Source organism: Pseudomonas sp. LBUM1669, assembly GCF_059695705.1.
In genome coordinates this window covers 265,808-289,679 of record NZ_CP166784.1, presented here as the reverse complement: position 1 = coordinate 289,679, position 23,872 = coordinate 265,808, and the positions used below count along the sequence as shown (strand labels likewise).

Sequence of the window (23,872 nt, the reverse complement as noted above, 5' to 3'; positions counted from 1 at the left end):
GCGAATATCGCGGAGTTTGGCATACCCGCACGTAATAAGGATTCTCTCAAGCCCTTGATTTTACGGTTCTGAGCAGCTTCCTTGTAATCAGTAGGTCCCGGGTTCGACTCCTGGTGCCGGCACCATACGCAGTATCGAAAAAGGCTCACCGAAAGGTGGGCCTTTTTCGTTTATGGGTCTGACGCTCCTGAGTTTCCCCTGCTCGCTCCTCGTTTCGTGTTCGCTCCTCCTCCGCCCCTCTCGCTGAAGGATGGTTATATTCATCAAAGGTGCGAATCGACGCATCCAATTCTGGTACCGCACATCTACATACCTCACCAAAACGATGAGCGGTTAAGGTCGAAAATCAGTGAGGCGGCATAATGGCATCAGTGCTTATGCACAACCTGCCACTTCACTCCGCCGTTGCGAGCCTCTTTGTAATGAACACCGAACGACGTTACTCGATCATCTTGGAGCACAGCGCCGAGGTGCTGCTTGAAGATGCGCTCATGGCGCAGATAGAGGCATTTTGGGACGCCAACGATACCCGCTACTTCGGGTTGCGTATGGAGGACGAGCACAGCGCGCATGCACGAGTGATTGTTACGGACGAAATCCCCGACGACGAAGATGTGGAGCTTTCCTGTCTGTAGCGAATGGGATCACTCGCCACCTACGAGAGGTGGGGAGCCGACCAGACGATTCTCAGATCTATTTTCAGATCTGGTGCCGACACCAAAAAACAAAGCCCTCGTAAAAATACGAGGGCTTTGTTGTTTCTGGCCTTTGAAAAAACCGCTTTTAGTGACCCGCGCTCTGCCCACCATCCACATGCAAAATCTCACCAGTAACAAAGTTCGCGCTATCCAGATAAACAACAGCCTGCGCAATGTCATCAATCTCACCCATATGCCCAACCGGATGCAGATTCCCCAGCGCCTCATGAGTTTCCTCACCATGCATCGGAGTCTTGATGATGCCTGGGGAAACCGCATTCACCCGAATCCCACGCTTGGCGTACTCAATGGCCAGGGACTTGGTCGCAGCGTTCAAGCCACCTTTGGTCAGCGAGGCCAGTACCGACGGCACACCGTCAATCGCGTGATCCACCAGACTGGTGGTGATGTTGACAACGTGGCCTTTGCCTTGTTTTTCCATCTCGGTGATCGCGAGTTGGGTGATGTAGAAGAAGCCATTCAGGTTTACCGACAACACAGCAGCGTAGTCTTCAGGGGTGTAAGCGGTGAACGGCTTGGCAACGAAGATTCCGGCGTTGTTGACCAGAGTATCGATGCGGCCAAAACGTGCGATGGCTTCACGGATCACTTGTTGCGCGACTGCCGGGTCGCCGATGTCGCCGGCCACGGTGAGGATGTCCGGGTCGGTGGACGGTTTGATCGAACGCGAAGTGGCGACAACTTTGTAATCCAGTTCACGGAAGGCTTTGACCATGCCTGCGCCGAGACCTTGGGATGCGCCGGTAATAACGATGACTTTTTTCGAATTGCTCATGATGAACCTCTACTAATAAATGATGGTTTGAAAAAGTAAGTAATCAGGCTTCAGCGGGGGCCTTGGCCATTTGTCTCAACATCTGTTCGTAGTACTCGACCGACTGCGAACCGGACACCAGGTGACGACCGTTCAGCACCATGGCCGGAACCGAGTTGATGCCGTGCTGGCGGTAGAACGCTTCGAGCTCACGTACTTCTTTGGCAAACGCGCCGGACGCCAACACCTCTTGAGCAGCCGCCGCATCCAGTCCCGCTTCAGCCGCCAGACGAACCAGCGTCTCGCGATCACTCGGGTTCTGGCCGTCGGCGAAGTAAGCGCGCAACAGGATTTTCTTCAGAGCGACCTGCCGCCCTTCCTGCAACGCCCACAACAGCAGCCGATGCGCATCAAACGTGTTGTAGAAGTGAGTGCGTTTCTCCAAATCGAACTTGAAACCGATGGCCGCGCCACGCTCGATCTGCATCGCTTTGCCGGCGGCGACGTCTTCGGCAGTCCTTCCATATTTGCGCATCAAATGCTCGACCGCTTTTTCGCCGACTGCCGGCATGTCCGGGTTCAGCTCGAAGGGCTTGTAGGTCAGCTCCACCGAGACTTCACCAGCCACGTTCTCGATCGCCTGCTCCAGCGCCGTCGCGCCCAATGCACACCACGGGCACACCACGTCGGAGATGAAATCGATGGAGACTGTCGCGGTCATGACTTGCCCTCCGCCTCAGCCAGTTGCTTTCGGTACTGGGTGGTGGTGATGCCGGCGTAACCCCAGTTATCGGTGTCGACTTCTTCGATCACGATGTGGGTCAGGTGCGGATCCTTCTTCAGGACGCGCTCCAGGGTTTCAGTGATTTCGGCGATCACCTGAGCTTTCTGCTCAGAGGTAACGCCATCGCGGGTGATGCGTACGCTTACGAAAGGCATGAGGACTCTCCAGTGACCTTCCCTTCGGAATGAATGGGTCGGCGTTGGAGCTCAATGTATGGAGTTAGCTGGAGGGGATAAAGGTGGGAGCGGGAACATCATTAGTTACTTCGTGTAATGATTGTCTCGATGGAGGACGCTAAAACTGTTTGCGTCGAAAATGATTAATCGGCCAACTTCCATTTAACGCAACGTTTAGATATCGCCAAAAAATGGAGAAATGCTCATGACAATTCTATTTTTCGACAGCCCGTTCCATGTCACGCACGACGAGGAAATCGCCAACAAAATGGTGGGGGAAGTGGAGCTATCGATAGTCACTGATTGCCCGCAAAAGCCTGGCGTCGAAGAGAATGAGGCCGGCGTCAGATTAGACGTGGGGCATTCCCCTATTCCCAAGCCTCAGGACCAGTAAATCACCGAAGCTCTCACCCTACGCCACCACCTAGCCACGATTGCGCATCCGCGGCCCTCAAGCTACTTTCAACCCGTCGCTGCCAATTCAGCGACCGGGCCTGAGAACTCGAATTTGATGCAGAAACCAACTGGAGTTCTCCTTATGAATGCCCGCAATCCATTCAAAATTTTTGCCATTGCTGCACCAAGTCACGCACACCACCGCCCAAAAACCGGAGGTGCCCAATGACCAACCCTCAAGACCTGAAAACCATCGGCCTCACCCCTTTCTCCTACCACGCCAACCAACCGCTCTTCCGCATAAACGCCGGCGTCCCGGTCATCGCAGCCCTCTCCCACGCATCCGACCTGCTCCACGTCGCCAAACTGCTCGCATCAGACGCCGCAATGGTCCGCGACACCGACCGGCATGCCTGGGCATCGCATTATTTGCAGGATATGAGTAAGGCGATCATTGATGACGTGGTGAAGGTGTTGGACGCGCCGATGAACAATCGCAATCAGTAACGCCGTCACGTCCATCAGAAAACTGCGCGCAAAAAAAGCCCCGAATCAATCGGGGCTTTTTGCGTAAGTAGGTCATCGACCCACTGGCTGATTCGGGTGGTATCGATCACTCACGCTACTGTCTATCGGCTCCTCCCCCCGAACCGACTGAGCCACAGCGTCGACAATGGCAGCCCAAATATCCGGCCTTGCCAGCACAGGCATTTCCTTTGCCAATACGTTGCTCAGCTTCCCTTCGTTCTGCTCTATGGATCGCAAGAGCCGATCAGCCTGTTGATCAGGCATTTCAACGACTTCCTTGATCGCCTGTCTGGCCCTTATGTGGCTGCGCAAATACCGCGACTCTTCACGCATCTGTTCGGTGATCGTGCGACGAATGACGTTGGACATGAACACAACGTGTGGTCCCAGGTTCGGGTAGCGCCACACCGGGCGGGCCTGATCCTGGCCTGTGAATTCAATATTCGAGACCACGCCGTCAGGGTATTGCGTACGCGTATTGGCGAATGTTACCTGGTCTCGTATGCCCTGCATGAGTGGTTTTGAAACCTGATCCAGCACGCTGTCATAAAGACGCCGCTCAGCAGAGTCGTCAGTGATAACAGCTGAAATCGGGAGAATCACCGGGTCTGGGATGGCCCCGTCACGACGCAGAATGTCATTGATCAGGAAGCGATGGACCCGGCCGTTGCCGTCGGCCAGCGGATGGATATAGACGAACGCGAACGCTGCTACAGCACTGCGCATGACCGGGGACTGCCCTTGAGTACGATTCAGAAAGACGCGAATGCCTTCCAACATCCGCTCCAGATCGCCTTCCGGGGGAGCGACGTAATGGACAATCTCCTGATAACGGACAGTTTCGCCAACAAACACCGGAGATTGCCGAATCCCCATTCGTGTCAGTGTGGTCACTGCTCCAAGGATTTCTTCTTGCATCTCAGCCAGGGCAGCATCGGTGAGCGGCAGTTCGCCCTGACCGGTTCGTCGCGCCAACACATCTGCGAAACGCTGGATACGCGTAGAACGGTCCGCCTCCCCTTCAATGGCGAAGCTGGCTTTGCTTTCCCTGAGCGTCATCCATGCGGCGGCGCGCAGCAGAAGCGCTTCGCCAAACTCTGCGGTCAGTTGACCAAAGAGGTGAGGCACATCGAGGTCCGCTGCTGACTGGACGGCTGCTGTCTTGACGACGATTGGGCAGAAGTAGGTCGTGCCAGGCAGGTTGTCATTCACTCGCCAACGCGGCACCTTCACTGCCTCTTCGGGTGAAGCCGCCACCATCAGATCGGCGTTGATGGCGTCGACATACTTGCCGCCTATAGGTTCTGGCGCCTGCAACCGCTCGCCAGTGAGCCACTCAAACAAGAACGCCGACCTGCGGGCATATTGGCCGGTGGGCTCGTCCTTCAACCAGCCTTGTAACGGTGCAGCACCCACCTTGGTAAACAGTCTGGTCAAGAACTCAAGGTTCGGGACTTCATGCCGCAGGTGAAATTGCAGATGGGATGAAAAGTCCGGATCGGGGCGCATGTTTTCCGTATAGGTCTCAAGACGAAACCCGTCTTCGACCTGGGTTGACCGTCGGCTACCGACCTGACTTAACACAGGTAGCCGTGCCATTGGGCGCACGTCGAATGTTGTTGCTAACCAGGCAGCACCGATGGGGTCTACGGGAAACTCGCTCACCTCACACTCCTTTTGAAACCTCGGCCAAATCAAATCGCCATAAATGGAGATTAACGATCAAAATCAGGTTTTGCTGCATAAAAATGATTATTTTTCGGGGCTAATGCATAAAAACGAACATTTAGAGCACTTCAAATTGAGCTTCGCCAATCGAATTGGGCACCTCAAACTGACCCAAGCGTATAAAAACGATTTTACTTGCTCAAAAACGATCATAAATCTGGCTTTTTGCACAAAACCGTTTCGAAACCAGACAATTTCACTGAACCCCTCACACGCTGAAACCCGAAACGTCGCTGCCTTTTCAACCAAAAAAAATGCCCAAACCTCCCGGTCCGAGCATTTTTTTGACCCTGATCACCCACCCCTCCCCAAAAACCTCGACTCTATGTAAGCCTCCAGCCATCGGACGCAGCATCATTTCGCTACTAAACTCGGGACAAGCGTGTTCATGTGCAGGATTATAGCCGGCACGTATCGCCCAACCGACGGCCAGGTACTCAACAATAGCCAGCCCACTTTAGAGGGCATTACCCAATGGATAGCAGAACCCTACGCAATCTGATGCGCATCGTTCAGACCGGCTCTTTGTCGGCGGCGGCAGAGCATTCCTGTTTAACCGTGCAGGCATTGGCTGCGCAGTTGAACAAGGTCGAAGAACAGTTCGGTTTTAGGTTATTTCGTCGCTCCAACAAGGGATTGACCTTGACCACCCAGGGCACGGAACTCACGCCTTACATGGACAAGGTGTTGGTTGCCACGCGGCAACTGGAAGAAAAAGTCGCCGCGCTGAAGGTGCCTGGGCAGCGCACGCTCAAGGTGGCGCTGAACACGACGCTGTCGGCTGACTTCAATCGGCGGATGATCGGACGCTTGATTGAGGTGTTTCCCGACTATCAGCTGGAATTCAGCTACGCCGAGTCGATGGAAAACCTCAGCAAGCTGAAGAACGAAGACTTCGACCTGGCGGTGCTGATTGGTCCGCAGAAGCCGGGATTGCCCAGCATCATCCTGCCCGAGGTCCAGGTGCAGGTGGTCGGTGCGCATTGCGGTCAGGAACATGATCCGCTGGTGCTGCTCGGAAACAAGTTTCAGGTGCGCCCGGCAGACGATTGTCCGTATTCCCACAGCTTCTTGCGCTTTCTCGACGCCGGTCTGGGCAATTACGAGTCGGGCAAGCGGATGGTCTATTCCTGCAGCGAAACCCTGACGTTGTCGTTGATCACGCAAATGGACGGCCTCGGCATGGTCTCGCGGGATGCGGCCCAGCGTAACGGCTTGACCATTTTCCCCGGTTTCGAGGATGCCCTCGAAGTGCGGCTGGCGATCAATAATCCGGAGTTGTCGGGGCAGGCCTTGCACGATGTGGTCGACCTCCCGCTACATGAACGAGCCGAGCGCAATGTACGCAGCCGTTCCCACCGCAACGGAGAGAAAGAGGTTTTTGCTGAAATACGCACATAACAACGTCGGAATCGCGGCATAGAATTCCGGGCGATCGAGCTGCACGTGCTGATCCTTGATCAACAACGGCGTAAGGCTGATTGCAGCGACGATCGCCACAGGCAAGTATTCCAGCGCCCGGGCGACGAAGGGCGGCCAATGGTCGGTGTTCACTTGCAGCGGCAACGCACGCGGCAGGAAGGTCACGGCCATCATCAGCGCGACCACCAGGATCAGGAACGTTTGGTCAGGCATACGCCCACCCCGCAGCCCACGAATGTGGCGATGAATACGTTGAAAGGCGAGCTGCCGACCAGGCTCAGCGCGCCCATGCAGGCGACAGCGGCCAGGGCGGCGATGAGTTTGTTACGTGTGTTGCACAGCGACACCAGCACGTAGAGCATCATCGCGGTCAGCGCATAGTCGAGCTGATACTGAATCAAGTGCGCCGCGTACTGCGCGCAAATCGCCCCCAGCAAACCGCCGAGCACCCACGAGGTGTGGCAATACAGATTGAAACCAATCAGGTAACGCACGTTGACGGGCGAGCCTTTACCCAGTTTGACGCTGTGAAAAGCGAATGACTCATCGGTCAACCCACCCGCGTAACACCAGCGCTCCATTCGACTGAGCCCCATCGCTTGCAACGCCTTGGCCATGTAGACCGACATCAGCATGTGCCGCGCATTGATCAGAAACGTGGTGAGGATGATGGTGGTGAGCGAAGCGCCGCTGGAAATCAGCGCCAGGGCGGCGAACTGCGAAGCGCCGGCATAGACGAACAGGCACATGGCGACCGGCAGCCATACGGGCAACCCGGCATTTACCGCCATCAAACCGAACACAAACGCCACCGTGAAGTAACCCGCAACCACCGGGCTGGCCTCGGCGAAGGTGCGCGAAGCGTGGGGCTCGACCATCAGCGGCGGGCTGCTGGACGTCTCATTCATAGGTCCCTCTCAAATGTTCTTTCGCCGCGCGGTTCGCAAAAACCCTGGGCACTCCAGAAGCGCTGGCCGGCAAGGTTAGCATCGTCGACAAACAGGAACATCCGCAGCACGCCCACGCGCTTCATGTCTGAGGACGCCGCTTCAACCAGGCGTTGACCGACGCCTTGGCTGCGGTAATCCGGGCTCACGGCGAGGTGGTTGATCGTGCCGCGACTGCCGAGCATTCCGCCCAACACGGCGCCGACGATTTCGCCGCTGACGTCCAGCGCGATAAACGCGGTGGTGGTCTTTTGCACCAGCACACTGCGCAGGCATTTGGCGTCCTGCCATTCACAGAAAGACACTTCTTCGAATTGCCGAAAGAAGCGTTCCAGGCGCTGTGCATCCTTGGCCGTGGTGCGCCGCAACATCACCGGTGCGGGGCACTCGGCGAGGCTGGTCACGGAGTTGTACTGTTCAGCGAACAATGTCGAAAGCGGTCCCGGGCCGCGAGAAAGAGATCGCCAGAATCTGCCGGTACGCCATGTCGTGAGAATGGGTATTGCGCGCCGGTGTCACGTAGTGACGCATGTCGCGATCGAGAAAGTAGGTGGTGTCGAGGATTTCCTGATACGTCGTCGAGGCCAGGTGTTCCTGGTTTTCCGTGTCGTACAAACGGCTCTCTGCCCCTTCAACGTTATTGCGTCCCCAAAAGTGCACGCCGCTGAACGGATAACCGTCGCAGTGAATACCTTCCGGGGTGATTTCCAGTTGTTTGCCAGGCTTGATCTCGATGCGGATCTGGTGAATCTGGCATTGCCAGATTTCGTCGTGCAACTCAGGTGGCAAAACGTTTTTGTACACTTCGAAGTCGGTGTCGATCAGGCTGCGCATCACCGGCGAACTGATGATCTCATCGGAGAAGTCCTGGAAGTGCCGAACCATCCCGCCAACGTAACTGTTGTTCGCCTTGGACTGAACATACGCGCGGTGTTCCAGTTGCTTCAGGTCGCGCGTGACCGGGTTGTACTCGAAATCGCTGTAGCGACGGTACCGCATGCCCGCCTCGGCCTGACCGTAGTAACTGTCCGGCTCCATGTTTTCCCAACTTCTGGTCAATCTGACGAAGTCGTTGAAATGACCGAAAAGATTGAAGTCAGCACCCCGGACGTTCGCATATTTGTCACGCCGTAGAAATTCGCCCACTTCTTTGTTCAAAACGATCATTTTAAAAATCTCCGTGCATTTAGCTGCCTAATCTAGAGAGCACAGGATTTACGTCCATGAGAAAGAATTTGAGGCATATCAAGCGCTGTTTGAAACGGGGCATGACGTTGCTTTAATTCAACTTTTCATGATCGAAAATGGCCGTTTTATGCGTTTTTCGATGGTTCTCAGGCGAAAAAAAACCCCGAGCCAGTCGGGGTTTTTAGCGAGTGTTGAACACTCAATCGATCATCAGAAGATGTTGATCGGGTAGTCCACGAACACACGCACTTCGTTACCGCTGACGTTGTACTCACTGGATTTCTGCGAAACACGCAGGATCGAGCTGCGCAGTTTCACGCTCAGGTCTTTGGCCGGGCCGCTTTGCACGACGTACTTGAACTGGTTGAAGATTTCGCGCTCGGTGCCGCCTTCGCTGGTGGACGTGGTGATGTTGTCACCGCGCACATAAGCGAAGTTGTAGCTCAGCCCCGGAATACCGAAGGTGCTGAAGTCCAGACCGTAGCCCAACTGCCAGCTGCGCTCGTCTTCGGCGTTGAAGTCGGACCAGTAGGAGTTCGCCAGGTAGATGGTGTTGCCGCCGTCACCAACACGACCTTGACCCTTCTGGTAACCGCCGTAGGCGTAGCCCAGGTTGCTGTCGCCAGTGCTGCGCTGGTGAGCGAGGGTGAACGAGTGCGGGCCGGTGGCGAAAGTCGCAGCCAGGCTCCAGATTTTGTTGTCGTCGCCGGTAGCGCCGCTTTCGCGGACGTAGGCATCATCCAGCTTGGTGCGGTAGCCGTTGAAGTCCAGGGTCAGGGACTGATCCTTGTCGACCGGGAACACGTAGTTGGCGTTCACGTATTGCTTCTTCAACACGTCTTCGACGTCGGAGGCGTACACCGCAGCCTTGAATTGTTCGGTGAACTGGTAGCTGCCGCCCAACACGTTGATCGACTTCAGGCCACCACTGTCACGGCCTTCAGCGCTTTTGCGCGACTCGGCGGTGAAGCGACCGGCGTTCAGCTCCAGGCCTTTGATCTCCTTGGAGGTGATCAGGGTGCCGGTGTAGCTTTCTGGCAGCAGGCGCGAGTTGTCGTAGCTCAGCACCGGCAGGGCCGGCATCTGGTCGCCGTAGGTCAGCGTGGTGCTGGAGAGACGGAATTTGACCGCTGCGCCGCCCTTGGACAGGTCGTCAGCCGCGTTGCCGCTGTCGCCCTTTTTAAAGAAGTCGATGCCTTGTGCGCCGGTACGGCCCTTGCCGCCATCCAGACGCAGTGCGTACAGACCGAAAGCATCCACACCCACACCGACAGTGCCTTGGGTGAAGCCGGACGAGAACGTACCGATGGCCGCTTGGCCCCACTCGGCTTTGTCCGGGTTGCCGTCTTTGTAATCACGATTGATGTAGGCGTTGCGCAGCAGCACTTTGAGGCTGCTGTCTTCAACAAATCCCTTGGACTCGGCCTGGTCGTTAGCCATGGCCTGTGTAGCGCTCAACATCCCCAGAGCGATCAGGCTGATTCGCTTATTCAACATTTTGTTCTTTTCCTTATTACCGGTTGATACGCGCTGTGTCGAACGGCTGAAACGGCGCTATCGCACTCTTTTTTCACCCAAAACAAAAAGGCCCGCCCACGAAAAAATCGTGGCGGGCCTTTTTATTTTTTATGAGTCATGGCGGTTAGCCACAGGCGTTGGGCGCGATCGTAGCCGCGCCCAGAAGGCTGTGTCAATTTCATGAATCGTCTATGAAAAGGTGAAAATCGTCTAAGAGATTACTTGCCAGCGATTGCCAGTTGCACCGTATGGCTATCGACGAACTGTTCGAAGTGGGTGACTTTGCCTTCGGCCAAGGTCCACAAATGCGCAACGCGAGCGTTCATCGCACGGCCAGTGGCTTTGTAGATTGCGCTGTAATTGCCGTAGGCAAACACCTTGTCGCCCTGTGCGACGTAGTCCTCGATCTTCAACTGAAAATCGTCCCATTCAGTGGCCAGGCGTTTGAACACGTTCTCGACGATGGCGTCGAAACCGACGTAGGTACCGGCGTAAGGGAAGCCTGCAGCTTCGGTCCAGCGGGCATCAGCGGCCAGCGCCGCCTCGGTGTTGCGTGCGTTTTCCTGGGAGTTGGCGCCTTCGTAGGTGCTTTTGATCAGACTCAGGTTGTCCATGGTGACTCCGGATGAATTCAAGGGGCGCAGCCGTCGAGGCCACAGGCTTGCACGGATGTTGATGGAGCTTGTGCGTGAAGCGATTGGCTTAACCATTGCGCGAACGCTTGCGGCTTGCCGAGCCAGGGGCCGATATCTACCACGGTGAATTGACCCTTCTGTTCAAGGACGAAGGTCGGAAAACCCTGGCCGCCTACCTTGGCCAAGAGAGCGCGGGTCTCCCTGATATGGTGATCGGTTTCGGCTGCTTCGAACGCCTGCTGGAACGCTTGGGATTCAAGGCCGATGTCTTTTCCGAGCGCCAACAAAACCGCTTTATCGGCGATGCGCCGACCTTCCACGTAATGAGCCGTCTGCAAAAGCCCCAGCAACTCGAGCCCGCGACCGGCAACCTGCTCGGCGGCCAGCACCGCCGCAATCGGTGGCGTGGAATCGTACACAGCCGTCTCATCGCGCAGCAGGCCTTCGAAATACGCTTCGCCGAATGGTTGGCCGGTGTACTCGGCGATGCGGCGGTCGTGGGGCATCACGTAGTTGCGCAGCTGTGGCGAAACGGTTTGGCGGTTGGCGCCACTCATCATGCCGCCACCGTGAGCGTTCACCGGCAACACGCCTTGAGCCGCTTGCACCAGCGGTTTGGCGCCGTAGCACCAGCCGCATAAAGGGTCGTAAATGTAGTGAAGGATCATGGGAAGACTCCGGCAGCCAATCGGGAAAATTCGATGCCGGCAGACTAATCCTCGAACCGTTTCGGAAAAACGCTGGAATGGCGTTCAGTCTGTTTCATGAATCGGTCGAATAGCCTCGAGGAGCCTCTGTAGCAATCTCGACACAACTCGAAACAATCAAGCAACGGAACTTTTCAGGAATAATTAACGAAAGTAAATAACAAGCATTACCATTCGCACCCTCGAATTCTTCCACCCCTTCGGATGCGCTTCAGATGCCTGCCCCCTTCCGCCTTACGCCCGTAACCCTTGGGCTTTCTGCTTTTCTGTCTGCCGGTTTCACCTGCGCCGCGACCACCGTTTTACCCGAAACCTCGATCAGTGCCGAAGCGGAGGCCGACGACCCGCGAGTGAAGGAAACCAGCACCGCCACACGCACCGCGACACCGGTACGCTACGTGCCTCAAGCCATCGACTCGATTAAAACCGCAAACGTCTCGGATTACGGCACCAATGATCTGGGCACTGCGTTAAGCGGCATCCCCAACGTCAGCAGCGGTGCCGACACACGTTTCGACAGCCTGCGCATCCGCGGTTTCGACGCGAGCAACGACTTCTACCTCGATGGCATTCGTGACGACAGCCAATACGTGCGCGACTTGCACAATATCGAGCGCATCGAGGTCCTCAAGGGCCCGGCGGCCGTTCTATACGGCCGTGGCAGCCAGGGCGGGATCGTCAACCGGGTCAGCAAACTGCCCGAGTTCGGCCGCCGCTCGACCATCGAAGCCCAAGGCGGCAGCGATGATTTGCGCAGCCTTTATGCCGACCTCAGCACCGATCCGTCCGAAAACATCAGCCTGCGCCTGAACATGGGCAACATGGATCAAAACAGCTTTCGCGATGGTGTCAGCGGCAATCGCCAATTGTTCGCGCCGTCCATGAGCTGGCAACTGACGCCGGACCTGAACTGGTTGGTGCAGTACGAATACAGCCGTTACAACCGCACGCCGGATCGCGGCATTCCCGGGGTAAACGGGCGTCCGGCAGACGTAGGACGCGATACGACCTACGGCAGCGAGCACGATTTCATAGACGACAAGTCGCAATCCCTGCGTTCCAAACTCAGCTATGAACTCAGCGACAACTGGCAGCTGCGCCACACATTGGGTGTGTTCAAGCTCGACAGCGATTTCGACAACACCTACCTGACCGATTACACCCCGGCGACCAACAAGGTCACGCGCCAGCACTGGCAACAGGACCTGACCACCCGCAACGTCTACAACAACGTCGAACTGGAAGGCGGCTTCAACACCTTCGGTCTGGAGCATCGCCTGCTGACCGGCATCGAGATCGGCAGCCAGCGCCGTGATCCGACCTTGTACAACGCGGCCACTTCCGGGCCGGGGAGCTCACCGGTGCCTGCGCTGGACCTGTACAACCCGAATCGAGATCTGCGTCATACCGGGCGCATGCAGGTGTCCAGCGACAACCACACCGAAGTCGAAAGTCGTGCGGTGTACGTGCAGGATCAATTGCGCCTGAGCGATCAATGGCAACTGCTGGCCGGTCTGCGCTACGACACCTTCGACATCGAATCGACCAACAAGCTGCGGGGCATTTCCGAAGATCGTGACAGCCACAGCACCAGCCCGCGTGTAGGACTGGTCTGGACGCCGCTGCAGAATCATTCCTTCTACGCGTCCTGGACCAAGACGTTCTCGCCGGTGGGCGGTGGTTTGATCGGCATCACGCCGGGCACTGCCGGAAACAGCAACGACTTGAGCCCGGAGCTGACCAAGCAGAAGGAGATCGGCGTGAAGAGCGACTGGCTCGACGATCGCCTGAGCACCACCCTGGCAATCTACGAACTGGAACTCTACAACCGCCGCACCAGCGATCCGCTCAACCCGACCATCACCTTGCTCTCGGGCCTGCAACGTTCCCGCGGGATCGAGCTGACCGGCACTGGAAAAATCGCTGGCAACTGGTATGTACGCGGTGGTGTGGGCGTGCAAGACGCGACGGTCGAGAAGGACAACAACGGCTTTGAAGGCAAACGCATCAGCAACGTAGCCAAGCACAACGCCAGCCTGTTCCTGACCTGGAAACCAGAAATGGGCTGGTATGCAGAAACCGGGTTGACCCTGGTGGGCCAGCGCTATGCGGATAACCTCAACACCGTCGTGCTGCCGGGTTATGGCCGCTGGGATGCACTGGCCGGTTTCCGGCAGAAGGACTGGGACTTGCGCGCGGCGCTGAACAACATCAGCGACAAGACCTATTACTCCTCCGCCACCAGCGCCGCGCAGATTCAACCGGGTGAACCGCGCAGCCTGGTGGTGACTGGGACCTATAGCTTCTAAAACACCACCGGATGTCCACACCAATCCCCTGTGGGAGCGGGCTTGCTCGCGAATACGGTGGTTCAGTCAACATAGATGCTGATGATCTACCGCATTCGCGAGCAAGCCCGCTCCCACAGGGGGTTGGTGGTGACCAAAAAATCTGTATTTCAAAAAACCATCGCCCATAAAAAAGCGCCGCCATCCCGGCAGCGCTTTATCAATCCTTTGTTTTTTCTTCTTATCCTTCCATCACATCCCACAACGCTTCCAGTTCCGCCTCGCTGAACAAACCAGCGGGGTAACGCTCGATCATCATCCGGCGCGGATCAGGTTCTCTGATCTGACGCGTTCCATTGGACTTCAACCAGTGCGCCAGCACCTGGAGCGATTCGCTATTGACTGCCAGGGGATGCAACGCCCGCTCGCTCACTACGTTCACTTCGGCGTTCATTTCAGCGCTCTCTCCTGATTCCTGAGCGGCTAACTTATCCAAGGTTTATGACAGAACATCGCAGTTCTCCCCCTCCCTGTTTTACGCCTTGAGAGATACAAGAGCTGTGCCAATATTTCCGGGCTGTCGACAAGCGGATACAAAAAAGCCCGCAGCCCATAAGGGCTGCGGGCTTTTACTGTCGATGCGGTGGTTGACGTTTGCTCGATTGGCTGAACCATCAACTCACGCTGTTACAACCTCACTCACTCCTTGTGCGGCGCCGGTTGCTGTTGGGTAAGGCAGTGGATATTGCCGCCCCCCAGTAACAGTTCGCGGCCTGGCACCATCACCACTTCGTGCTGCGGGAACAGCCCCTGCAAAATCTCTTTCGCCGGACCGTCCAGAGGGTCGTCGAAGCTCGGTGCGATGATGCCGCCGTTGACAATCAGGAAGTTCACGTAGGAACCGGCCAGACGAACGGTTGGATTACGTTCCTGAGTCCCGTCCACCGGATCCACGCCGGCGCATTCTTCCTCGGTCGCATACAGCGGCCCCGGGATCGGCATCTTGTGCACCGTGAATGGGCGACCTTTGGCATCGGTGCTGCTTTCCAGCACCTTCATTGCCGCCTGGCAGCGCGGGTAGTTCGGGTCCTGCGGATCATCGGTCCAGGCCAGCAAAACTTCGCCCGGACGCACGTAGCAGCAGAAGTTATCCACATGACCGTCGGTTTCGTCGTTGAACAGACCGTCCGGCAACCAGATGATCTTATCCACAGCCAGATGAGCGCTGAGCACCGCTTCGATGTCTGCACGATTAAGGTGCGGGTTGCGATTGCGGTTGAGCAGGCATTCTTCGGTGGTGATCAGGGTGCCTTCACCATCGACGTGAATCGAACCACCCTCGAGCACGAAGCCCTCGGTACGGTAGCGCTGACTGCGCTCGATCTCGAGGATCTTGCCGCCCACCTGCGAGTCGCGGTTCCACGGCGAGTACAACCCGCCATCGAAACCGCCCCACGAGTTGAAGTCCCAGTTCACACCACGGACTTCGCCACTGTTATTGATGACGAACGTCGGGCCAGTGTCGCGAACCCAGGCGTCGTCGCTGGACATCTCGACCACACGAATATTCGGCACGTCGAGGCGGGCACGGGCGTTTTCGTATTGGCCGGCGGAGACCGCCACGGTCACCGGCTCGAAACGGGCGATGGCTTTGGCGACGGCCACGTGCGCGGCTTGCGCGGGTTTGCCACCCAGGCGCCAGTTGTCCGGGCGCTCCGGCCAGATCATCCAGGTCTGGGTTTGTGGCGCCCACTCGGCGGGCATGTAGAAGCCGTCGGCGCGCGGGGTGCTGTTTAAAGTGGTCATGCGATCAGGACTCCAGGGAACCGTCGAGGGTTTTGATCGCATTGTATAGGTTCGGGCGACGATCACGGAATGATCCCCACGCGCTGCGAATGTGCTCCAGTTCGTCGAGGTCGAAGCTCTGAACCAGCACGCCTTCTTCGGTCTTGTCGAGTTCCTGGACCTTTTCGCCGAACTGGTTGGCGATGAACGACGAGCCGTAGAACGTGATGTCGTAGCCGTCCTGTTCTTCATTGCCGATGCGGTTGCTGGCGATCAGCGGCATCAGGTTGGCGCCGGCATGGCCTTGTTGCACGCGTTGCCAGTGGTCGCGGGAAGAAATGGTCTTGTCGTGCGGCTCGCTGCCGATGGCGGTCGGGTAGAACAGGATTTCCGCGCCGAGCAACGCCATGCTGCGGGCGCACTCCGGGAACCACTGATCCCAGCAGATGCCCACGCCGATTTTCGCGTAACGGGTGTTCCAGACTTTGAAGCCGGTATCGCCCGGGTTGAAGTAATACTTTTCGTGGTAACCCGGGCCGTCCGGGATGTGGCTTTTACGATAAATCCCGAGGTTGCTGCCGTCGGCATCGATGATCGCGATGCTGTTAAAACGAGCGCGGCCAGCCAGTTCATAAAAGCTGATCGGCAGCACCACTTGCAGTTCCTTGGCGACGTTCTGGAAGTGCTTGATGGCGACGTTATCTTCAACCGTCGTGGCCAGTTGCAGATAATCGGGGTTCGGCTTCTGGCAGAAGTACGGCGCCTCGAACAGTTCCTGGATCAGGATGATCTGCGCGCCTTTGGCTGCAGCCTCACGGACCAGTTTCTCAGCGGTCTCGATGTTGGCTTCTAGGTCCCAGGAACAGGCCATCTGGGTGGCGGCGACGGTAACGATACGGCTCATGAATCATCTCCGGGCAAGTGCTGTGGGTCGAGCGTGGCCTCGACCGATGACAGAAACGAGAAGCACGGACGCGATGAAACACGCCGTGAGCAATGGCGACTTTATAGCCGATAAAAATCGACTTTAAAAGCAATTAGTCTTCAATCTGTCTATTTTTAAGCACTTAAACCCGATAACAATCGATGTTCTTGAAGAAACCTTCGCGGGCAAGCCTCGCTTCTACAGGTCATGCGCCAATTTTGAAATCGCGCAGTTTCTGTAGGAGCGAGGCTTGCCCGCGAAGGCGATATCAAGCCTTACAACCCTTCATCCAACACCTTCGAGAGCATGTCGACAAAGAAATCCACACTCCGGCGCGAGGTCACCATCGGTGGTTTGATCTTGAGGACGTTCAGGTAATCCCCCGTCGGCTGCATGAAAATCCCCAACTCCCGCAACCGATCACACAGCGCCGTGGTTTCTTCGGTCGCCGGTTCCAGGGTCTCGCGGTTGCGGATCAGCTCGACCCCCAGATAGAAGCCGGAACCATGCACCGCGCCCACCAACGGATGAATATCAATCAGTGCCTCAAGCCGATCCTTGAAATACTCGCCCACCACCTGAGCGTTTTCCCAGAGCTTTTCTTCCTCCATCACATCCAGCACCGCCATGCCGATCTGGCAACTGACCGGACTACCACCGGCCGACGAGAAGAAATAACCCTCGGCCTCCAGCGCTTCGGCGATTTCCCGGCGGGTGATCACCGCGCCCAACGGTTGGCCGTTGCCCATGCCTTTGGCCATGGTGATGATGTCCGGCACCACGCCTTGCTCTTCGAAGCCCCAGAAAAAGTTGCCCATGCGCCCATAACCGACCTGCACTTCGTCGGCGATACACACGCCGCCCTGCGCGCGTACCAGCGCATACACCTGTTTCAGATAGCCCGGCGGCAGCGAGATCCCGCCGGCATTGCCGTACACCGGCTCGCAGATGAAACCGGCCAACTGGCGTTTCTGCTCAGCTATTTTTGCCAGGTTGTGTTCAACGCTGCGCACGTAGTCCGGCGCGCTGCCCGGGCCACGGAATTCGCCGCGATAGGTATTCGGCGCGGTCACCGGATGCACCCAATCCGGGCGGCTGCTCAAGGCTTTAGGGTTATCGGCAATCGAGGTCGAGACCGCGTCCGCGCCCACTGTCCAGCCGTGATAAGCCTCCAGCACGCTAAGCATGTCGCGACCGCCGCTGTAGGCCCACGCCAGACGAATGGCCAAGTCGTTGGCCTCGCTGCCGCTGTTGACCAGAAACACCCGGTCCATGCCTTCCGGCGACAACTTCAGCAAACGCTCGGAAAACTCGGCCACCGCGGCGTAGTTGAAGCGCGAGTTGGTATTGAGCAACGACCACTGACGACTGGCCACCGCCGCCATGCGCGGATGCCCGTGGCCGAGGACTGCGACGTTGTTGAGCATGTCCAGGTAGGAACGGCCCTGCATGTCGATCAAGTGATTGCGCCAGCCGCGCTCGATGCGTGGCGGGTCGACGTAATAGTGCTTTTGCGTGCGCGCGAAACTGGCGTCGCGGCGCGCCAGCAATGTCTGCGAATCGAGCTCGGCTTCAGCATCGCAAGCCAGTCCCAGCAGCGCTGCCGGTGACGGGCACAAAGCTTGCCAGGCCGCAGCGCGAGACGGCGTGCAAAACAACGGCGCATCGAACGAAGCGCCTCGGCTCAACTGCACAATCAACGGCCCGCTGACCGCGCCCAACACCTGACCTTTGACCAACGCCGCACCGGAGTGCAGCGACGGCGTCACGCCCCACAACCGCACGCTCAGTTGCGGGCCGTCCAGTTGCAGCACACCCGCCGCCGGCTGATGCACCACGCCGGCAAACGGCGACTCGACCGCCGTGCCGTTTGGCACTCGCAACTCCACGTGCAACGGGCAGGTGTCGGGTTCGCCTGAGCTATCTGGACGAGTACGGGACAGCCGGTATTGACCATAACGACTGGCCGCCAATCCGTGAGCCGCCGCAGCTTCAGTCAGCAAACGCTGATCAATCCCCTCCTGCTCCCAGTTGCCCGCCTCAAAATGCGGGCTCAGCACGCCCAGATCAATCAAGGCAAATTCACGCCCCACCAGGCTCGGCAGCAACGGTGCGAAACCCTCGCTGCCAATGCCCGGCAGTGCCTGACCGACCGACGTCAGGATCGCCGCTTCCATCAATTCCAGCGGCAGCGACGTGGCTACGCGAAAGATCTCCCACTCATGGGTCAGGTTGTCGCGGCTGTAATCATTGCCCGGATCAATGCTGACTTGCTGTTCGCCACTGAGCACCAGCACCGCCGCGCGCGCGACGATCAGCGGCCACAGCGCCAGCAGTTCTTCATGCGTGAGGGGATTGACCGCGTGATAAGCCTGGACCGCCGGCAAAATATAGAATGGATCGCCATCGGCGTGATGCAGCAACGCCGCGCAGGTGACTGACAGATCGGTAATGCGCCAGGTACGGATCAGGTCGCCGAAATCGATCACGCCCTGCAACTGCCACTGGCGTTGCGAGTCGCGCTGCCAGACCACGTTGTCGTCGGTGATGTCCATGTGAATCGCCTGCACCGGCAGCTTTTCCACCAGCGGCTGCAAATGGCGCTCGGCCCGTTCCGCCGCTTCGGCGATCAACCGGCGTTGTGCATCATCCTTGATCACCGGCAGCAAATGGCCAATCAGCGCGCTGGCGTGGCGGGCGTCCCACTGCAGCGTGCGCTCAAGGCCCGGATGCTCGAAAGCGGTCAGCGCCAGGTCCATTTCGCCGCAGAGTCGACCGAAACCGGCCACCACCGGACCGGGCAAATGATCAAGGTGCGTCAGCGACTGGCCTTCGATGTAATCGAGCAGGCGCACATGCACGGCCTGACCACCGACTTCCAGCGTGAGCAGGTCTGCACCGCTCATAGAGGGAATCACTCGCGGCACATGCACGCCGGAGTGTTCACCCAACTGCTTGAGCCCGGCATGCTGGGCTTGCAGCTCCAGCGCCGAATAGTCGCCACGGCAAATTTTCAGGACGAAACGCCCTTGATCGCTGTCGACCCGAAAGTTGAGGTCCTGCTGGCTGCCCAGGGCGTGCAACCTTCCACTCAGCCCGTAATGTCCCTCCAGCAGCTCTAGCGCTTGCTCCGCAGTCACTTGCGGGCTGGGCAAACTGGCGCGGTGAATCAACGTGGCGAGCGGCATACAACGACCTCTGAAATTTTATTAGGTGCTTATATCGCCACTGCTTGAGGCGATACGCAACCCCCCTCTCAAACCTGCAACCTCTTAGCTGAACTTTCCTGCACGAACCCCGGATTGCTTTAATTGACCCCGACTTCATGGAGAAACGAACATAACCACAATGCGTCGCCTTTCACTGTCAAACGGTGAGGCTTGGCTGACGGGCTCAAGTCGCCAATTCTGTCCTGATAAACCACACCACTCGCGCCGGCTGGCACTTTGCGCAAGAATGTCGGCCATCAACGCCAATTGCTGGAGAAAGGATATGAATGTAGTCACCACCGATCTGCCCGGTGTTCTAATCATCGAACCCAAGGTATTTGGTGACGAGCGTGGCTTTTTCTATGAAAGTTTCAACGCGAAGGCTTTCGAAGAAGCGACGGGCCTGGCCACACAGTTTGTTCAGGACAACCATTCCCGCTCGCAAAAAGGTGTGCTGCGCGGCCTGCACTACCAACTGGAAAACACTCAAGGCAAATTGGTGCGCGTCACCGTCGGTGAAGTGCTTGATGTGGCCGTGGACATTCGTCGCAGCTCGCCGCAATTCGGCAAATGGGTCGCCGTGCGCCTGTCCGCCGAGAACAATCGCCAACTATGGATTCCGGAAGGTTTCGCACACGGATTTGTGGTGTTGAGTGATTTTGCCGAGTTTCTTTACAAAACCACTGACTATTACACACCGTCGGCGGAGCGCAGCATCCGTTGGGATGACCCGGACCTGGCCATTGACTGGCAACTGGACGAAGCACCGCAACTGTCCGGCAAAGATCAAGCCGCTGCGTTCTTCAAGGACGCTGACGTCTTTTCCTGAAACGCTGTCCGAATGTTCACCGTACAGGCGTGCCTGCCCCATGGTGCGCAGACTGCGCCGGCAAGCCTAGGCATAATGCGCCGGTACCCACAGGCGCTAGATGCTCATGACTCCGACCCTCCCCCGCAGACCCCGCTGGCGCAGCCTCGCACTGCTTGCACTGTGCCTGGCGCCGTTGCTGTGGCCGCTGGAGCATCTGGCCGAGCGTTATTACCGCAGCGAACTGGCCGGGCAGAACCGTCAGACCCTCGACCTTTACGTCGCCAACCTGCTGGGCACGCTGCACCGTTATGAAGTGTTGCCGCAGATCCTCGGCGACCTGCCGGCCCTGCGCGCGGTGCTCGGGGCGCCGGACGACAGCGTCACCCAAGGCAATGCCAATCGCTTGCTGAAAAACATCAGCGCCCAGACCGGCGCCGAAGTCATGTATCTGATGGACACCACGGGCAAGACCCTCGCCGCGTCGAACTGGGATAAACACGACAGTTTCGTCGGCCGCAATTTTTCCTTCCGTCCGTATTTCAGCGAAGCGATGGCCGGGCGGCTCGGGCGCTTTTTCGGTTTAGGCACAACGTCAGCCAAGCGCGGCTATTTCTTCGCCGCCGCCGTGCGCAACGGCGAGAAAATCATCGGCGTGCTGGTGGTCAAGGTCGACCTGGACCACACCGAAAGCCTGTGGGGCAAAACCCCGGAACAACTGCTGCTGACTGACCATAACGGCGTGGTCATCCTCACGTCGCGGCCTGAGTGGCGATTCCGCTCGACCCGGCCCTTGAACGAAGAAGAAAGCAAAGCGATCACTGCGATCCAGCCGTACCCGACCCGCGATCCGAAACCGTTGAAACTCAACCCCAACGCCTGGCTGACCCAGTCGCAGCAGATCGCCGAAACCGGCTGGAATGTCAGCATCCTCGCCCCACGCACCCTGATCGACCGCCCGGTGCGCACCGTCGTCGCCATTGGCGGCGCGACGTTACTGGTAGTGATGCTGCTGCTCGGCTTGATGATGCAGCGCCGCCGCCATTACCTCGACCGCATCGCCTTCGAAGCCAAGGCCCGGCGGGAACTGGAAGGCCGGGTCGCCGAACGGACCAGCGACCTCGAAGGCCTCAACCGTCGACTGAAACAGGAAGTGCTGGAGCGCGAACACGCCCAGCAGGAACTGGTGCACGCCCAGGACGACCTGGTGCAAGCGGGCAAGCTGTCGGCGCTGGGGACGATGTCCGCGAGCATCAGCCACGAATTGAATCAACCGCTCGCCGCCATTCGCAGCTACGCGGAAAACGCCGAAGTGCTGCTCGATCATCAGCGCACCGACGATGCCCGCGGCAACCTCAAACTGATCAGCGAACTGACCGGGCGCATGGCGTCGATCATCGCCCACCTGCGCGCCTTCGCCCGGCGCGATCGCCATGCCCCGGAAAGCGTCGCCCTGCAACCGGCGCTTGATGACGCCCTGGCGTTGCTGGCCAAGCGTCGGCGCAGCATGGAAGTCGAATTGATCCGCGATTTACCGGCGGCCACGCTGTGGGTCGAGGCCGGGGAAACCCGTCTGCGCCAGGTGCTCGGCAACCTGTTGGCCAACGCGCTGGACGCACTGACCGAAAAAGGCCCGCCGCGTAAACTCTGGTTGAGTGCCCAATCCACCGCGGACGGCGTCATTCTGTACATTCGCGACAACGGCCCCGGCTTTTGCATGGAGGCCCTTGGCCGCGCCAGCGAGCCCTTCTACACCACCAAGACCCGCACTCAGGGGCTTGGGTTAGGGCTGGCAATTTGCGAAACCCTGATGCGCGCCTTCGGCGGTGAACTGTCGTTCGCCAACCACAAGGAAGGCGGCGCCCTGATTACCCTGAAGTTGCGCGCAGGCGCGCCGGGCGTGAGCCTGCAACCGTCCGAGGACCGAAGTGCATGACCATCGACAACCGCATCCAGGTCGTGCTGATCGACGACGATCCCCACCTGCGTCAGGCCCTGAGCCAAACACTGGACCTCGCCGGCCTGAAGATCCTGCCGCTCGGCGAAGCCAAGGGCTTGGCCGCTCAATTGGAGCGCGACTGGCCGGGTGTAGTGGTCAGTGACATCCGCATGCCGGGCATGGACGGCCTCGAATTACTGACCGAACTGCATGCCCAGGACCCGGATCTGCCGGTGCTGCTGATCACCGGCCACGGCGATGTGCCGCTGGCCGTGCAAGCGATGCGCGCCGGCGCTTATGACTTCCTGGAAAAACCCTTCGCCAGCGACGCGCTGCTGGACAGCGTGCGCCGTGCCTTGGCTCTGCGCCGACTGGTGCTGGATAACCGCAGCCTGCGTCTGGCCCTGAGCGATCGCAATGAACTGAGCACCCGATTGGTGGGGCACTCGGCGCCGATGCTGCGCTTGCGCGAGCAAATTGGCGCGCTGGCGGCGACCAGGGCCGACGTGCTGATCCTCGGCGAAACCGGTGCTGGCAAAGAAGTCGTGGCCCGGGCACTGCACGATCTGTCGAGTCGACGTAACGGCCCGTTCGTGGCGATCAACGCCGGCGCACTGGCCGAATCGGTGGTGGAAAGCGAGCTGTTCGGTCACGAGCCAGGTGCGTTTACAGGCGCGCAAAAGCGTCGCATCGGCAAGTTCGAATTCGCCAACGGCGGCACGCTGTTCCTCGACGAAATTGAAAGCATGAGCCTGGATGTACAAGTGAAATTGCTGCGCATGCTGCAAGAGCGGGTGGTCGAGCGCTTGGGCGGCAATCAGTTGATCCCGCTGGACATCCGCATCATCGCCGCGACCAAGGAAGACCTGCGTCAATCCGCCGATCAGGGCCGCTTCCGGGCCGACTTGTATTACCGCCTGAACGTCGCACCGCTGCGCATCCCACCGTTGCGCGAACGCGGCGAAGACGCGCTGATGCTGTTCCAGCATTTCGCCGATGAAGCCAGCGCCCGCCATGGCTTGCCGCCCCATGAACTGCAACCGGGGCAACGCGCTCTGCTGCTGCGCCACACCTGGCCGGGCAACGTGAGGGAACTGCAAAACGCTGCCGAACGTTTTGCCCTGGGCCTGGAACTGGCCCTGGACAATAACGCATCGGATGGCGCTGTCGGTATGAACGTCGAAGTGGTCAGCGGTGGCCTGAGCGAGCAAGTGGAAAACTTCGAGAAATCGTTGATTGCCGCCGAACTGACGCGCCCTCACAGCTCAGTGCGCAGCCTCGCCGAAGCCCTCGGCATTCCGCGCAAGACCTTGCACGACAAACTGCGCAAGCACGGCCTGAACTTCGCCGACGGTGGCGCCAGCAGCCACACCGACGAACTCGATTGAGCTACCGTCCCATCATCATCTTTAAAAA

At 58.3% G+C, this 23,872-nt stretch carries 23 protein-coding genes; 8 read left to right on the top strand and 15 right to left on the bottom strand.

Features of this window, described 5'->3' with window-relative positions; all coding sequences use genetic code 11:
* Positions 1–422: 422 nt before the first annotated feature.
* Complete coding sequence (locus tag ACA051_RS01355; protein ID WP_497375487.1) at positions 423–635, top strand: hypothetical protein; 213 nt, start codon at positions 423–425, stop codon at positions 633–635.
* Between the two features lie 148 nt (positions 636–783).
* Here the strand turns inward: ACA051_RS01355 and ACA051_RS01350 are convergent, their stop codons facing one another.
* Genes ACA051_RS01350 through ACA051_RS01340 form a run of 3 tightly spaced genes read right to left on the bottom strand, consistent with a single transcriptional unit; the run spans position 784 to position 2,412 of the window.
* The gene (locus tag ACA051_RS01350) at positions 784–1,494 is read right to left on the bottom strand and encodes an SDR family NAD(P)-dependent oxidoreductase (protein ID WP_497373194.1); all 711 of its coding nucleotides are present in this window, start codon (positions 1,492–1,494) and stop codon (positions 784–786) included.
* A 43-nt stretch (positions 1,495–1,537) separates the two neighbouring features.
* Positions 1,538–2,194, bottom strand: a complete 657-nt coding sequence (locus ACA051_RS01345) for a DsbA family oxidoreductase (RefSeq protein WP_497373192.1) — start codon at positions 2,192–2,194, stop codon at positions 1,538–1,540.
* Positions 2,191–2,412 (bottom strand): tautomerase family protein, encoded by a 222-nt coding sequence (locus ACA051_RS01340; protein WP_059406388.1) that lies wholly within the window; start codon positions 2,410–2,412, stop codon positions 2,191–2,193. The genes ACA051_RS01345 and ACA051_RS01340 overlap by 4 nt, the downstream gene beginning before the upstream one ends.
* Before the next feature lie 226 nt (positions 2,413–2,638).
* On the opposite strand from ACA051_RS01340, the gene ACA051_RS01335 reads away from it, so the two are divergent.
* Both ACA051_RS01335 and ACA051_RS01330 read left to right on the top strand, forming a co-directional pair.
* Positions 2,639–2,827, top strand: a complete 189-nt coding sequence (locus ACA051_RS01335; protein WP_497307018.1) for a hypothetical protein — start codon at positions 2,639–2,641, stop codon at positions 2,825–2,827.
* 227 nt (positions 2,828–3,054) lie between these two features.
* On the top strand, positions 3,055–3,336 hold the full coding sequence (locus ACA051_RS01330) for a DUF3077 domain-containing protein (RefSeq protein ID WP_497307016.1): 282 nt from the start codon (positions 3,055–3,057) through the stop codon (positions 3,334–3,336).
* Between the two features lie 72 nt (positions 3,337–3,408).
* Here ACA051_RS01330 and ACA051_RS01325 read toward each other — a convergent pair whose 3' ends face one another.
* A complete protein-coding gene (locus ACA051_RS01325) occupies positions 3,409–5,022 on the bottom strand; it encodes a Fic family protein (protein ID WP_497307014.1) in 1,614 nt (537 codons plus the stop codon).
* 537 nt (positions 5,023–5,559) lie between these two features.
* Here ACA051_RS01325 and ACA051_RS01320 point away from each other — a divergent pair.
* Positions 5,560–6,486 carry a LysR family transcriptional regulator gene (locus ACA051_RS01320; protein WP_042932449.1) on the top strand — a complete coding sequence of 309 codons (927 nt, stop codon included), beginning with the start codon at positions 5,560–5,562 and terminating at the stop codon, positions 6,484–6,486.
* On the opposite strand, the gene ACA051_RS01315 is transcribed toward ACA051_RS01320, so the two are convergent.
* The 7 genes from ACA051_RS01315 to ACA051_RS01285 all read right to left on the bottom strand — a co-directional run bounded on the left by ACA051_RS01315 (position 6,403) and on the right by ACA051_RS01285 (position 11,463).
* A complete protein-coding gene (locus ACA051_RS01315; RefSeq protein WP_094469616.1) occupies positions 6,403–6,720 on the bottom strand; it encodes an AzlD domain-containing protein in 318 nt (105 codons plus the stop codon). The genes ACA051_RS01320 and ACA051_RS01315 overlap by 84 nt on opposite strands.
* Positions 6,699–7,415 (bottom strand): AzlC family ABC transporter permease, encoded by a 717-nt coding sequence (locus ACA051_RS01310; RefSeq protein WP_497307009.1) that lies wholly within the window; start codon positions 7,413–7,415, stop codon positions 6,699–6,701. The genes ACA051_RS01315 and ACA051_RS01310 overlap by 22 nt, the downstream gene beginning before the upstream one ends.
* Complete coding sequence (locus ACA051_RS01305) at positions 7,412–7,825, bottom strand: GNAT family N-acetyltransferase (protein WP_169857613.1); 414 nt, start codon at positions 7,823–7,825, stop codon at positions 7,412–7,414. Before ACA051_RS01305 ends, ACA051_RS01310 begins: the two co-directional genes overlap by 4 nt.
* A 46-nt stretch (positions 7,826–7,871) precedes the next feature.
* Entirely contained in the window at positions 7,872–8,621 is a 750-nt protein-coding gene (locus ACA051_RS01300; protein WP_094469618.1) for a 2OG-Fe dioxygenase family protein, read from the bottom strand.
* Positions 8,622–8,852: 231 nt separating this feature from the next.
* The gene (locus ACA051_RS01295; protein ID WP_497373190.1) at positions 8,853–10,139 is read right to left on the bottom strand and encodes an OprD family porin; all 1,287 of its coding nucleotides are present in this window, start codon (positions 10,137–10,139) and stop codon (positions 8,853–8,855) included.
* Positions 10,140–10,378: 239 nt separating this feature from the next.
* The gene (locus ACA051_RS01290; protein ID WP_497307005.1) at positions 10,379–10,774 is read right to left on the bottom strand and encodes a nuclear transport factor 2 family protein; all 396 of its coding nucleotides are present in this window, start codon (positions 10,772–10,774) and stop codon (positions 10,379–10,381) included.
* Positions 10,775–10,791: 17 nt separating this feature from the next.
* Positions 10,792–11,463 carry a DsbA family protein gene (locus tag ACA051_RS01285; protein ID WP_497373189.1) on the bottom strand — a complete coding sequence of 224 codons (672 nt, stop codon included), beginning with the start codon at positions 11,461–11,463 and terminating at the stop codon, positions 10,792–10,794.
* Between the two features lie 254 nt (positions 11,464–11,717).
* On the opposite strand from ACA051_RS01285, the gene ACA051_RS01280 reads away from it, so the two are divergent.
* Complete coding sequence (locus ACA051_RS01280; RefSeq protein WP_497373188.1) at positions 11,718–13,811, top strand: TonB-dependent receptor; 2,094 nt, start codon at positions 11,718–11,720, stop codon at positions 13,809–13,811.
* Positions 13,812–14,031: 220 nt separating this feature from the next.
* Here the strand turns inward: ACA051_RS01280 and ACA051_RS01275 are convergent, their stop codons facing one another.
* The 4 genes from ACA051_RS01275 to ACA051_RS01260 form a co-directional block, all read right to left on the bottom strand.
* The gene (locus ACA051_RS01275; protein WP_094469623.1) at positions 14,032–14,244 is read right to left on the bottom strand and encodes a hypothetical protein; all 213 of its coding nucleotides are present in this window, start codon (positions 14,242–14,244) and stop codon (positions 14,032–14,034) included.
* Between the two features lie 245 nt (positions 14,245–14,489).
* Positions 14,490–15,596, bottom strand: a complete 1,107-nt coding sequence (gene aguA, locus ACA051_RS01270; protein ID WP_497373187.1) for an agmatine deiminase — start codon at positions 15,594–15,596, stop codon at positions 14,490–14,492.
* Positions 15,597–15,600: 4 nt separating this feature from the next.
* Positions 15,601–16,479, bottom strand: a complete 879-nt coding sequence (gene aguB / locus ACA051_RS01265) for an N-carbamoylputrescine amidase (RefSeq protein WP_497306998.1) — start codon at positions 16,477–16,479, stop codon at positions 15,601–15,603.
* Between the two features lie 296 nt (positions 16,480–16,775).
* On the bottom strand, positions 16,776–19,688 hold the full coding sequence (locus tag ACA051_RS01260) for an aminotransferase (protein WP_497373185.1): 2,913 nt from the start codon (positions 19,686–19,688) through the stop codon (positions 16,776–16,778).
* Positions 19,689–19,992: 304 nt separating this feature from the next.
* On the opposite strand from ACA051_RS01260, the gene rfbC reads away from it, so the two are divergent.
* From rfbC to ACA051_RS01245, 3 genes are all read left to right on the top strand, one after another.
* Entirely contained in the window at positions 19,993–20,538 is a 546-nt protein-coding gene (rfbC, locus tag ACA051_RS01255; protein ID WP_497306994.1) for a dTDP-4-dehydrorhamnose 3,5-epimerase, read from the top strand.
* 106 nt (positions 20,539–20,644) lie between these two features.
* Entirely contained in the window at positions 20,645–22,453 is a 1,809-nt protein-coding gene (locus ACA051_RS01250; protein ID WP_497373183.1) for a sensor histidine kinase, read from the top strand.
* On the top strand, positions 22,450–23,844 hold the full coding sequence (locus ACA051_RS01245; protein ID WP_497373180.1) for a sigma-54-dependent transcriptional regulator: 1,395 nt from the start codon (positions 22,450–22,452) through the stop codon (positions 23,842–23,844). The genes ACA051_RS01250 and ACA051_RS01245 overlap by 4 nt, the downstream gene beginning before the upstream one ends.
* Positions 23,845–23,872: the final 28 nt, after the last annotated feature.

What these genes read in the sequence shown, in the direction of transcription:
- ACA051_RS01355 (WP_497375487.1), top strand. Translation starts at nt 423, where the DNA reads ATGAACACCGAACGACGTTACTCGATCATCTTGGAGCACAGCGCCGAG.
- ACA051_RS01320 (WP_042932449.1), top strand. Translation starts at nt 5,560, where the DNA reads ATGGATAGCAGAACCCTACGCAATCTGATGCGCATCGTTCAGACCGGC.
- ACA051_RS01290 (WP_497307005.1), bottom strand. Translation starts at nt 10,774, where the DNA reads ATGGACAACCTGAGTCTGATCAAAAGCACCTACGAAGGCGCCAACTCC.
- aguA (WP_497373187.1), bottom strand. Translation starts at nt 15,596, where the DNA reads ATGACCACTTTAAACAGCACCCCGCGCGCCGACGGCTTCTACATGCCC.
- rfbC (WP_497306994.1), top strand. Translation starts at nt 19,993, where the DNA reads ATGAATGTAGTCACCACCGATCTGCCCGGTGTTCTAATCATCGAACCC.
- aguB (WP_497306998.1), bottom strand. Translation starts at nt 16,479, where the DNA reads ATGAGCCGTATCGTTACCGTCGCCGCCACCCAGATGGCCTGTTCCTGG.
- ACA051_RS01350 (WP_497373194.1), bottom strand. Translation starts at nt 1,494, where the DNA reads ATGAGCAATTCGAAAAAAGTCATCGTTATTACCGGCGCATCCCAAGGT.
- ACA051_RS01245 (WP_497373180.1), top strand. Translation starts at nt 22,450, where the DNA reads ATGACCATCGACAACCGCATCCAGGTCGTGCTGATCGACGACGATCCC.
- ACA051_RS01295 (WP_497373190.1), bottom strand. Translation starts at nt 10,139, where the DNA reads ATGTTGAATAAGCGAATCAGCCTGATCGCTCTGGGGATGTTGAGCGCT.
- ACA051_RS01345 (WP_497373192.1), bottom strand. Translation starts at nt 2,194, where the DNA reads ATGACCGCGACAGTCTCCATCGATTTCATCTCCGACGTGGTGTGCCCG.
- ACA051_RS01260 (WP_497373185.1), bottom strand. Translation starts at nt 19,688, where the DNA reads ATGCCGCTCGCCACGTTGATTCACCGCGCCAGTTTGCCCAGCCCGCAA.
- ACA051_RS01285 (WP_497373189.1), bottom strand. Translation starts at nt 11,463, where the DNA reads ATGATCCTTCACTACATTTACGACCCTTTATGCGGCTGGTGCTACGGC.
- ACA051_RS01275 (WP_094469623.1), bottom strand. Translation starts at nt 14,244, where the DNA reads ATGAACGCCGAAGTGAACGTAGTGAGCGAGCGGGCGTTGCATCCCCTG.
- ACA051_RS01280 (WP_497373188.1), top strand. Translation starts at nt 11,718, where the DNA reads ATGCCTGCCCCCTTCCGCCTTACGCCCGTAACCCTTGGGCTTTCTGCT.
- ACA051_RS01330 (WP_497307016.1), top strand. Translation starts at nt 3,055, where the DNA reads ATGACCAACCCTCAAGACCTGAAAACCATCGGCCTCACCCCTTTCTCC.
- ACA051_RS01335 (WP_497307018.1), top strand. Translation starts at nt 2,639, where the DNA reads ATGACAATTCTATTTTTCGACAGCCCGTTCCATGTCACGCACGACGAG.
- ACA051_RS01305 (WP_169857613.1), bottom strand. Translation starts at nt 7,825, where the DNA reads ATGTTGCGGCGCACCACGGCCAAGGATGCACAGCGCCTGGAACGCTTC.
- ACA051_RS01315 (WP_094469616.1), bottom strand. Translation starts at nt 6,720, where the DNA reads ATGCCTGACCAAACGTTCCTGATCCTGGTGGTCGCGCTGATGATGGCC.
- ACA051_RS01340 (WP_059406388.1), bottom strand. Translation starts at nt 2,412, where the DNA reads ATGCCTTTCGTAAGCGTACGCATCACCCGCGATGGCGTTACCTCTGAG.
- ACA051_RS01300 (WP_094469618.1), bottom strand. Translation starts at nt 8,621, where the DNA reads ATGATCGTTTTGAACAAAGAAGTGGGCGAATTTCTACGGCGTGACAAA.
- ACA051_RS01310 (WP_497307009.1), bottom strand. Translation starts at nt 7,415, where the DNA reads ATGAATGAGACGTCCAGCAGCCCGCCGCTGATGGTCGAGCCCCACGCT.
- ACA051_RS01250 (WP_497373183.1), top strand. Translation starts at nt 20,645, where the DNA reads ATGACTCCGACCCTCCCCCGCAGACCCCGCTGGCGCAGCCTCGCACTG.